The 9,139-nt window shown below is 63.9% G+C and carries 10 protein-coding genes; 6 read left to right on the top strand and 4 right to left on the bottom strand.

Translation table 11 applies throughout. From position 1 onward, the window contains the following. Positions 1-317 (top strand): hypothetical protein (locus VLE48_13020; GenBank protein HSA93928.1); only part of this gene is annotated, 317 nt, incomplete at its 5' end. 54 nt (positions 318-371) lie between these two features. Here the strand turns inward: VLE48_13020 and VLE48_13015 are convergent. Both VLE48_13015 and ruvA read right to left on the bottom strand, forming a co-directional pair. Continuing rightward, positions 372-1,040 carry a hypothetical protein gene (locus VLE48_13015; protein ID HSA93927.1) on the bottom strand — a complete coding sequence of 223 codons (669 nt, stop codon included), beginning with the start codon at positions 1,038-1,040 and terminating at the stop codon, positions 372-374. A gap of 65 nt (positions 1,041-1,105) precedes the next feature. Then, positions 1,106-1,693, bottom strand: a complete 588-nt coding sequence (gene ruvA, locus VLE48_13010) for a Holliday junction branch migration protein RuvA (GenBank protein HSA93926.1) — start codon at positions 1,691-1,693, stop codon at positions 1,106-1,108. A gap of 88 nt (positions 1,694-1,781) precedes the next feature. Here ruvA and VLE48_13005 point away from each other — a divergent pair, with 88 nt between their 5' ends. Then, the gene (locus VLE48_13005; GenBank protein ID HSA93925.1) at positions 1,782-2,774 is read left to right on the top strand and encodes a POTRA domain-containing protein; all 993 of its coding nucleotides are present in this window, start codon (positions 1,782-1,784) and stop codon (positions 2,772-2,774) included. 8 nt (positions 2,775-2,782) lie between these two features. On the opposite strand, the gene VLE48_13000 is transcribed toward VLE48_13005, so the two are convergent. Further along, positions 2,783-3,520 carry a hypothetical protein gene (locus VLE48_13000; protein ID HSA93924.1) on the bottom strand — a complete coding sequence of 246 codons (738 nt, stop codon included), beginning with the start codon at positions 3,518-3,520 and terminating at the stop codon, positions 2,783-2,785. 275 nt (positions 3,521-3,795) lie between these two features. On the opposite strand from VLE48_13000, the gene VLE48_12995 reads away from it, so the two are divergent. Beyond that, positions 3,796-4,845, top strand: a complete 1,050-nt coding sequence (locus VLE48_12995; GenBank protein ID HSA93923.1) for a radical SAM protein — start codon at positions 3,796-3,798, stop codon at positions 4,843-4,845. A gap of 139 nt (positions 4,846-4,984) precedes the next feature. Next, a complete protein-coding gene (gene thrS, locus VLE48_12990; GenBank protein ID HSA93922.1) occupies positions 4,985-6,931 on the top strand; it encodes a threonine--tRNA ligase in 1,947 nt (648 codons plus the stop codon). Positions 6,932-6,941: 10 nt separating this feature from the next. Here the strand turns inward: thrS and VLE48_12985 are convergent, their stop codons facing one another. Next, on the bottom strand, positions 6,942-7,643 hold the full coding sequence (locus VLE48_12985) for a nitroreductase family protein (protein ID HSA93921.1): 702 nt from the start codon (positions 7,641-7,643) through the stop codon (positions 6,942-6,944). A 136-nt stretch (positions 7,644-7,779) separates the two neighbouring features. On the opposite strand from VLE48_12985, the gene VLE48_12980 reads away from it, so the two are divergent. Both VLE48_12980 and VLE48_12975 read left to right on the top strand, forming a co-directional pair. Next, positions 7,780-8,397 (top strand): hypothetical protein, encoded by a 618-nt coding sequence (locus VLE48_12980; GenBank protein HSA93920.1) that lies wholly within the window; start codon positions 7,780-7,782, stop codon positions 8,395-8,397. Between the two features lie 34 nt (positions 8,398-8,431). Further along, a partial coding sequence (locus VLE48_12975) for a carboxyl transferase domain-containing protein (protein ID HSA93919.1) occupies positions 8,432-9,139 on the top strand: 708 nt, incomplete at its 3' end.

Here is a 9,139-nt window from a genome sequence, read left to right as displayed (position 1 = left end):
TGGTGCGCGTGCAAACCTCCGCATTGACGGGCTTGGGCATCGCCGAACTGCGGCAGGAGATCCGCGGGCAGTTGGGAGTGGCCGCTTCCGGCGAGCAGGAAGCCGGATTCCTCACCAGCGTCCGCCACCAGGGGCTGGTGCGGGAATCGCTGGCGGCGCTCGACTCCGCCGAACGCGCCGCGCGCGAGAACGTGCCCCACGAGATGCTGCTGCTCGACCTCTACAGCGCGCTGCGGCCGCTGGACTCCATCACCGGCGCCACCACCGCCGACGATATCCTCAACCTGATCTTCTCTTCCTTCTGCATTGGGAAGTGATCGACGATTGAATCATCACCAATCCCAAGAGCTTCTCTGTGTCTCCGTGGTGAATCATTCCTTCCCGGGCTGCAGCCAGTTAGGCGGCTTGATGAATGTGGCATCGACGTCGAGAGTGCCGGCGATTTCGCCGGCGTCGTCGCGACCCTTCACGAAGGTGACGCGCTGCTTGTCGCCCTGGGCGAAGGGGTCGAGCAGGTGAAACTCCCGAATCTCGAACAGGCGGGCGCCGGTGGGCGCGATGTATTCGTCGAACACCACGCCCTGGACCAGGTAAGCGTGGCCGCGCCACAGCAGCAGGAAGGGATGCCCGCGGCGCAGCGACATGATCATCCAGTCGGCCTGGTCGGGCGGACCGGGGAGGAAGCGCGCGGCCAGGCGCACCTTGCGCCCGTCATCCAGCACATATTCGCCGCTGATGGCCGAGGCGAGCTTCTCGGCGTCGCCGAGGGGCGAGATGCATACCGTCCCGAAGTAAGCGCGCAGCAGCCAGAATTCCTGGCCGAGGTCCACGTCCTGGCGCTCGAGCAGGGTCTCTACGCCCGCCGCCCATGACCAGTTGTCGCACTTCTGCCCGGCCACGACTACCGCGAGATCGGGAATCTGCTCTTCCTGCGCCGGCTTCACCGCCAGCGGCATGCCCTTGAGTTTCTGCTGGTCATCGGCGGTCGCAGCGAGGACAAGCAACAGGAGCGCGAACACGAGGCCGGCAGAGCGGTTCACGTGTCTAGTGTAGCCCTGCTTTCAGCGGCGGGGGAGTCAGGGAAAGGGTCGGTCAGGCCCGGAAGTCACCGCGTCAGTGCGGCCAGCGCCTCGCGGAACAGGGCTTCGAAGGAATCGGCCTTGCCGTTCCGGGTGGCGGCGGTCAGGGCGCGCTCGGCCTGCGGACGACCGTAACCAAGATTCAGGAGCGCGGAGAGCACGTCTTCCTCGACCGGCGAAACCGCGGCCGCGGCGGGAGCGGCGCCGGCCAGCGCATCCAGCTTGTCGCGGAGCTCCAGCGCCATGCGCTCGGCGGTCTTCTTGCCGATTCCGGGAATGCGCGTGAGCCGGGCCACGTCACCGGAGCGGATGGCCGCCACCAGTTGCTCGGCCGGCATCCCGCTCAAGACCGTTATCGCCAGCTTGGGCCCGATACCCGAAACCTGAAGCAGCCGCTCGAAGAGCTGCTTCTCTTCCGCGCGCAGAAACCCGTAGAGCGTCAGGGCATCTTCGCGGACATGGGTATGGACGAAGAGCGCCACCTCGCAGCCCACGTCGGGCAAACCGGAAAACGTGGGGATGGAGATATTCACGTCGTAGCCCACGCCAGCGGCCTCGACCACAGCCTGGTTGGGATGCTTTGCGATCAGCCGTCCGCGGAGGTGGGCAATCATGCTGGGGCCATTTAACCACAGAGGACACGGAGGAACACGGAGAGAAGCTGCCGCAAGACCGCACTGACTCTGACCTATAATCTGCAGCATGAAGGCCGGTGCATGGATCCCGGCGTTGTGGCTGACGTTCCTCTCCGCGATTGCCCTGGCCCAATCGCCACAAGCCCCTATAGCGAAGATCGAACCCACAGTGCCCAGGATCATCGTTCGGGAGTTGACCTTCGAGGGAGCCACAAAGCTGCCGGTTCCTGATCAGGACTTGATTGCGGCCGAGGTTAAGGCCCGCGAATACGGCTGGCCGATGGAATGGCGCGAGGACCTAAGCTACAGAATCACCGACGGGTGGCAGCGCCATGGATTCCTCCTGGCCACTGCGAAACCACACTATCGACTCCTCCTCAACGAAGGCTGGCTCTTCGAGGTTGCGGTCCGGGCAGAGATTCACGAAGGTCCGCAGTACCGCTTGGGCGGCTTCCGCTGGAAAAACCTCACCGTGTTCTCAGCAGCAGAACTGGAGCCGTCGTTCCCCATCGTCGTCGGCGAGCTTGTGGATACTCGGAAAGTCGCTGCGGGGATGAACGCCGTGCGAGAGCTCTACTGGGCCAGGGGATACATCAACTTCACTTTCGTTCCGGCCGGGTATGCATTCGATGACGAGCAACAAACGGCCGAGCCCATACTTGAGGTCGATGAGGGTCAACCATTCCGCGTCGGGGGCATTGATATCGTCTCGACCGACGCGGTTCTGCAGGAACGCCTCCGGTCAGTGTCAAGACTTAAGCACGGTGACATCTTTGATTTGAGGCTTTGGCATCAATTCCTCCGCGATGTGGACGAAATCGCGCCCTCCGAAGCGTATCCAGTGGTGAATGGCTGGGTGAGGCCGCACAAACGGACGCAAATCGCGGACATCCATCTGTTCATTGGTTTCGAAGCGGAGTCGGAGTCGGAAGACTCGCAAGTGGAAGTCGCAGGCTCCGAACCTGAGGAAGAGCCCTCCACATGGTCCATCGGCCGGTACCGGGGCCAGAGGTTGCTCGTGCCCGAGAAGCAATACACCAACGAATTCCCCTCGCAGTAGCCGGAAACCTAGCTTCTCCGCCGGTAGTACACCGCGAACTCGAAACCGGGATTGGGCGGGAAGAGTTCGGCGACCTTGCGCAGGCGCTCGGCCAGGGCGCGGGGCTGCAGCAGCGGATAGTCGCGCTCGCGCAGTTCGTTGTAGTCCACGTCCAGGTAGAGCGAGAGAAGATAGATGGCGATGGCGTCGCTGAAGGTGGTGGTGAAGTACTCGCTCTTGTGCTTTTCCTGGTCGGGGCCGGGCGTCGTGGAGAGCTTGCGCAGCTCCCAGGCGTCGAGCGAGGTTTCGCCGCGGACCTTCTCCTCCACTTGCTGCCACGCCAGGGTGGAGAACGACCCCGGTACGCCGGCGCGCTCCACAAACGCGTGTCCTACGTTGATGTAGAACTCAAAAGCCAGGGTGAAGCGGTCCTCGGAGAGGCGGGTGGAGATGAACACGGCCTGCGCGTCGCCCAAAGTGACATTGCGATGGCAGACGGCCTGGTCGGAGAGCGAGACATCATAGCGGTCGGCGATGACCGTGTCCTCGCCCTGGCCCACGGTGAGGGGCACGAAATAGTAGGCCTTGCGGTCGAGCGACGCCGCGATGGGCCCGGGCACGGCGGCGATGATGCGGTCCAGGTTGGCGGCCGCTACGCCCGTCTCGCCCACGGTGGCAAAGCAGATACCGTTGGGCGCCTGCGACACGGGTGTTCCGCGAACGACGTCGGCCGCGGGACGCGTTTCAGCCTGGAGAGTCTGGGACATGGGACACGCCAATTCTAGCTGAAGCGAAGGCGGGGCTGGCGGCGCGCCCCGTATCGCAGCGGCAGGGTGACCATTCAAGCCTGCGATTCCCCGTTTGGCGGGATTTCCGTCGCCCAAGCACTCCTCTGGCGTAGAATGCCGGGACGCGGTTTTCTGCGCGTCACCAGCGGCGCAGGCGATAACCGCGGCTGGAAAAGCGGCATCCAAGCAAACAAGGCGGACGCAGTTTCGGCTCGCCAGTGGATTCCCGCAACCTATTTCCAGCAGGAGGAGTGATGGATCGTCGTCGCAGCATCCAGGCGCATGAGGTATTCGGCGCCTGGGGCAAGATCCTCACCGGCAAGGTCCCGTTCCTTTCCATCGAGATCACGCGCGAGTGTCCGCTGAGCTGCCCGGGATGCTACGCCTACGGCGACACCCACCTGGGCGGTGGGACCACGTTGCGCGACCTCAACGACCTGCGCGGCGACGACCTGGTGGAAGGCGTGGTCGGCCTGGTCAAGAAGCACAAGCCCATGCACGTTTCGCTGGTGGGCGGCGAGCCGCTGGTGCGGCATCGCGAGTTGAGCCGCATCCTGCCGCGGCTGAGCGCCTTGAACGTGTTTGCTATGGTGGTGACCAGCGCGGTGATCCGCGTGCCGGTGGAGTGGATGAGCATCCCGCGCACGCGCGTGGCCGTCTCCGTCGACGGGCTGCCGGAGCACCATGACATCCGTCGCAAGCCGGCCACCTACGAGAAGATCCTGAAGAACATCGAAGGCTGCGAGGTCAACATCCACTGGACCATCACCCGGCCGATGATCGACCGCCCCGGCTACCTGGACGAGTACGTAGCCTTCTGGAACGCGCGGCCGGAATGCAACAAGATCTGGGCCAGCCTGTACACGCCGCAGCGCGGCGAGCAGACGCCGGAGATGATCCCGCTGGAAGCGCGCCCGCAAGTGGCGGAAGCGCTGGCGGCGCTGGGCAAGAAGTACCCCAAGCTGCTCATGCCGGAAGGCGTGGCGCACGCCTTCGTCACGCCGCCTCCGACGCCCAAAGACTGCGTGTTCGCGCAGATGTCGGTGAACTACTCGGCCGACCTCACGAGCCGGGTGGAGCCCTGCATCTTCGGCGGCGATCCCGATTGCGCGCAGTGCGGCTGCGCGGCCAGCGTGGGGCTGAAGTGGCTCGGTGAGATTCCGCTGGCCCTGGGCCTGAAGCCCGGACACATCATGCGCAGCTCCATCGCCATCGGCGCCCTGGCGCGGCGTCTGGATCCGCGCTCGGCCGAAGGCGTGCGCTGGGCCCCCAAGCCCGCGGGGCTGGTGCAGATCAAGCCGTAGGACTGTGACGTCATGATGTTGCCCAAGGCCAACATGCCTGCTGGAAGTCCGGCGCCCGGCTCTCGAACATCTTCGCGCTCTTAGCGCATTCGGTTTGAATCCGATAAACTGAACGCTTTTGAAGGCATTTCGATAGCGCATGTCTGAAACCATCCAAGTCCAGCTTCCCGACGGCAGCGTCAAGGCGGTGCCCAGGGGCACGACTCCGCTGGAGATCGCGCGCTCCATTGGGCCGCGGCTGGCCGATGCGGCGCTGGCCGCAAAAACCAATGGCGACCTCATCGACCTGACGCGGCCGTTGGAGAAGGACTCTTCGCTGCGCATCCTGACGGAGAAAGATCCTGAGGCGCTGGAAGTCTTCCGCCATTCTTCCGCGCACCTTTTGGCGGCGGCGGTGCTAGAGCTTTTTCCGGAGACCAAGCTGGGACACGGCCCGGCGACCGAGAGCGGCTTTTTCTACGACTTTTATCGCGAGAAGCCGTTCACGCAGGAGGATCTGGAGCGCATCGAGAAGAAGATGCAGGAACTGGTGGAGCAGGACATCCCCTACGCGCAAGAGCACCTGCCGCGGGCGGAGTGGCTGGAGCGCTTCCGCGCCGACGGCGACTTCATGAAGTGCCACTTCATCGAGCAGTTCACCCGGCCGGACGAGACCATCTCCATCTACCGCACGGGAAAGTTCCTGGACTTCTGCCGCGGGCCGCACATCCCTTCCACCGGGCGCATCAAGGCCTTCAAGCTGCTCAACGTGGCCGGAGCCTATTGGCTGGGCAGCAAAGACAACGCCCAACTGCAGCGCATCTACGGCATCTCGTTCTACTCGAAAAAAGAGCTCGACCACTACCTGCACCAGATGGAGGAAGCCAAGAAGCGCGACCATCGCGTGCTGGGCAAGCAACTGGACCTGTTCTCCATACAGGACCTGGCGGGGCCGGGGCTGATCTTCTGGCATCCCAAGGGCGGCATCGTCCGCAAGCAGATGGAAGACTGGCTGCGCGACGAGTACCTGAGGCGCGGCTACTCCCTGGTCTACACGCCACACATCCTGCGCGTGGACGTGTGGAAGACCAGCGGGCACGAGGGCTACTACGCGCAGAACATGTACCCGGCCATGGAAATGGACGACGCCCATTACCGCGTCAAGCCCATGAACTGCCCGGGGCACATCCTCATCTACAAGACCGGGCTGCGCTCCTATCGCGACCTGCCGATGCGCCTGGGCGAACTGGGCACGGTGTACCGCTACGAGCTTTCCGGGGTGATGCACGGCCTGTTGCGCGTGCGCGGGTTCACCCAGGACGACGCCCACATCTTCTGCACGCCGGAGCAGATCGAGGACGAAATCGTCGCCTGCCTCGACTTCGCCTTGGCGGTGCTGAAGACCTACGGCTTCGACCAGTACGTGGTGGAGCTTTCCACCTGGGATCCCAAGGACCGCAAGAACTTCCTGGGCCGCGACGACCAGTGGGAAATGGCCAACCGGTCGCTGGAGAACGCGCTCAAGCGCCGCAGCCTGGAGTACAAGTTCATCCCCGGCGAGGCGGCGTTCTACGGGCCCAAGATCGACATCAAGCTGGTGGACGCCATCGGGCGGCTGTGGCAGCTCACCACCATCCAGTTCGACTTCAATCTTCCGCAGCGCTTCGACCTGGAGTACGTGGCCGAAGGCGGCTCGCGCAAGCAGCCGGTGATGGTGCATCGCGCGCTCTATGGTTCGGTGGAACGCTTTTTCGGCGTGCTGCTGGAGCACTACGCGGGCGCCTTCCCGTTGTGGCTGGCGCCGGTGCAGGCGGTGGTCATCCCCATCAGCGAACGGCACCATGAGTACGGCGACAAAGTGGCGAAAGAACTGGAAGCCGCGGGCGTACGTGTCCACCTGGACGCGCGCAATGAGAAGATGAACGCCAAGATCCGCGAGCACGCGCTGCAAAAAGTCCCCTACATGCTGGTGGTGGGAGACAAGGAAGCGCAGGCCGGCGGCGTGAACCTGCGAACCCGCGGCAAAGAGAAGACCGAGGACATGCCGCTGGCAGACTTCGTAAGCCAGATCAGGAAGTTGACGGCGGAGAAGTCCACGTCGCTCTAGCTGCGGATTCTTACTCGGGGGCGATTTCGCCTACTACCTCCATCACCTGTTCCAGCGGCTTCTTCGTGATGTCCGGTACTTTCGCGTCCTTTGCCGGATAGCCGACCGGGATCAGTAGGTACGGCTTTTCGTTCTTCGGGCGCTCGAGGATGCGGCTGAGGAAGCCCATGGGGCTGGGCGTGTGCGTGAGCGTTGCCAGTCCGGCGATGTGCAACGCGGCCAGCAGGAACCCGCAAGCCAGTCCGACCGATTCCATCACGTAATAGTGCTTGCGGTGGATCTCTGCGCCGCCGGGCCCGGTTTCAAGGCCATAGTCCTCGCGGAACACCACGATGAGATAGGGCGCAGCCTCGAGGAACTCCTTGTGCCAGTCCGTACCCAGCGGCGCCAGCGCCTCCAGCCACTCGTTGGGGGCACGGTGTTCGTAGAAGGCGCGTTCTTCCTCCTCGGCAGCCAGGCGGATCTCGCGCTTGATCTTCGGATCGGATACCACGACGAAGCGCCAGGGCTGCTGGTTGGCGCCCGAGGGCGCGCCCGCGGCCACCCGGATGGCGCCTTCGATCAGCTCGAAGGGTACCGGGTCGGGTGAGAACTCGCGCACCGAGCGGCGCCGCTCGATGGTGGCGGCAAATGTAGCCAGCCGCGCGCGCTGCTCCTCTAGTGTGGGCCGCTGGTATTCGAGCGGAATGAACTTGGGCTGGGCCGGGGACATCGTGCCTCCTCGGGACAGACGAATGAGTCTAAACCAGCTTCTTATGATGCCGGAGCGCGCGCCGGGATACCTCGGAGCTGTTGCCCACAGCGGCACGGCCCCTTGTTTTCCCCGGCATTGGCGCTAGACTCGGTCTATGCGAGCTGTCATTCGTGCCTGCCTGCTGGTTCTGATCCTGGTTTCCGCCACCACCGCACAGCAAGAGTCCAAGGAGCCTACCAAGCCTCCCACGGTCACACCGCCCCCCAGCGTGCTTCCGCCGACGCCCGCCTGGGTGGACGAGATGGTGAAGAAGCAATTCGGGCCCGAGTTCAGCGTCGTCGACGATTTTGCTCCGGCCCTGATTACCGTCGATCTGGATGGCGACCAGGTGGAAGACTGCGTCATCGTGGGCCGCTCCAAGAACCCGCTGGTCGATCAGCGGGACTACGGCTTCAAGGTACTCGACCCGCACAACGCCTACTTCGGCTTCGGCAACCCGAAGATCACCTGGGATTTCAACATGCGCGACCCGCTGCGCAACCGCTTCCTGCTGGTGATCCACGGTGCCGGCACGGAGGCCTGGCGCGCCGCTGCCCCCAAGGCCAAGTTCGTGCTCATCAATATTCCCTTTGACCGCCTGGGCCTGACCCGCATCGAGTACAAGAAAAAAACCATCAACGCCTTGAGCACCGAAGAAACCAGCGTCCTGAGCTCGGTGGTGTTCTGGAACGGCAAGAAGTATCGCTGGGAACCCAACCAGGCGTTGCCGTAGAACCACGTGCCTCTGTGGCTATAATCCTTCCCGCATGGATTTGGAACAGAAACTTGCCGAGCTGAAAAAGCGCGACGCGCTGGCCGAGGCCGGCGGCGGCGAAGACCGCCGTGCGCGCCAGCACAAAGAAGGAAAGATGTCGGCGCGCGAGCGCATCGAGTTCCTGCTCGACGATGCAACCTTCGAAGAGACCGACAAGCTGGTCACGCACCGCTCCACCGACTTCGGCATGCAGGAGCAGAAGGTCCTGGGCGACGGCTTCGTCACCGGGTACGGGCGCATCGAGGGGCGCCTGGTGTTCGCCTTCGCGCAAGACTTCACCGTGTTCGGCGGCTCGCTCTCCGAGGCCAACGCGCTGAAGATCTGCAAGATCATGGACCTGGCCATGCGGGTGGGCGCGCCCGTCATCGGGCTGAACGACTCGGGCGGGGCGCGCATCCAGGAAGGCATCATGTCGCTGGGCGGCTACGCCGATATCTTCCTGCGCAACACGCTGGCCTCAGGCGTCATCCCGCAGATCTCCGCCGTCATGGGGCCGTGCGCCGGGGGCGCGGTGTACTCGCCGGCCATTACCGACTTCATCCTCATGGTGGAAAAGACGGCGTGCATGTTCGTGACCGGCCCGGATGTCATCAAGACCGTCACGCACGAAGAAGTCACGAAAGAACAGCTCGGCGGCGCCATGACCCACAACGAGACCTCGGGCGTGGCTCACTTCGTGGCCCACGACGACGCCGAGTGC

This window comes from Terriglobales bacterium (assembly GCA_035454605.1).
GTDB lineage: Bacteria > Acidobacteriota > Terriglobia > Terriglobales > Acidobacteriaceae > DATMAB01.
Note: the sequence above shows the minus strand (reverse complement) of the source record. Positions and strands in the feature narration are given on the sequence as shown.

Bases quoted from the DNA above. Each gene is read 5' to 3' on its own strand.
- ruvA (HSA93926.1), bottom strand. From the start codon at position 1,693: ATGATTGCCCACCTCCGCGGACGGCTGATCGCAAAGCATCCCAACCAG.
- VLE48_13005 (HSA93925.1), top strand. From the start codon at position 1,782: ATGAAGGCCGGTGCATGGATCCCGGCGTTGTGGCTGACGTTCCTCTCC.
- VLE48_13000 (HSA93924.1), bottom strand. From the start codon at position 3,520: ATGTCCCAGACTCTCCAGGCTGAAACGCGTCCCGCGGCCGACGTCGTT.
- VLE48_12995 (HSA93923.1), top strand. From the start codon at position 3,796: ATGGATCGTCGTCGCAGCATCCAGGCGCATGAGGTATTCGGCGCCTGG.
- thrS (HSA93922.1), top strand. From the start codon at position 4,985: ATGTCTGAAACCATCCAAGTCCAGCTTCCCGACGGCAGCGTCAAGGCG.
- VLE48_12985 (HSA93921.1), bottom strand. From the start codon at position 7,643: ATGTCCCCGGCCCAGCCCAAGTTCATTCCGCTCGAATACCAGCGGCCC.
- VLE48_12980 (HSA93920.1), top strand. From the start codon at position 7,780: ATGCGAGCTGTCATTCGTGCCTGCCTGCTGGTTCTGATCCTGGTTTCC.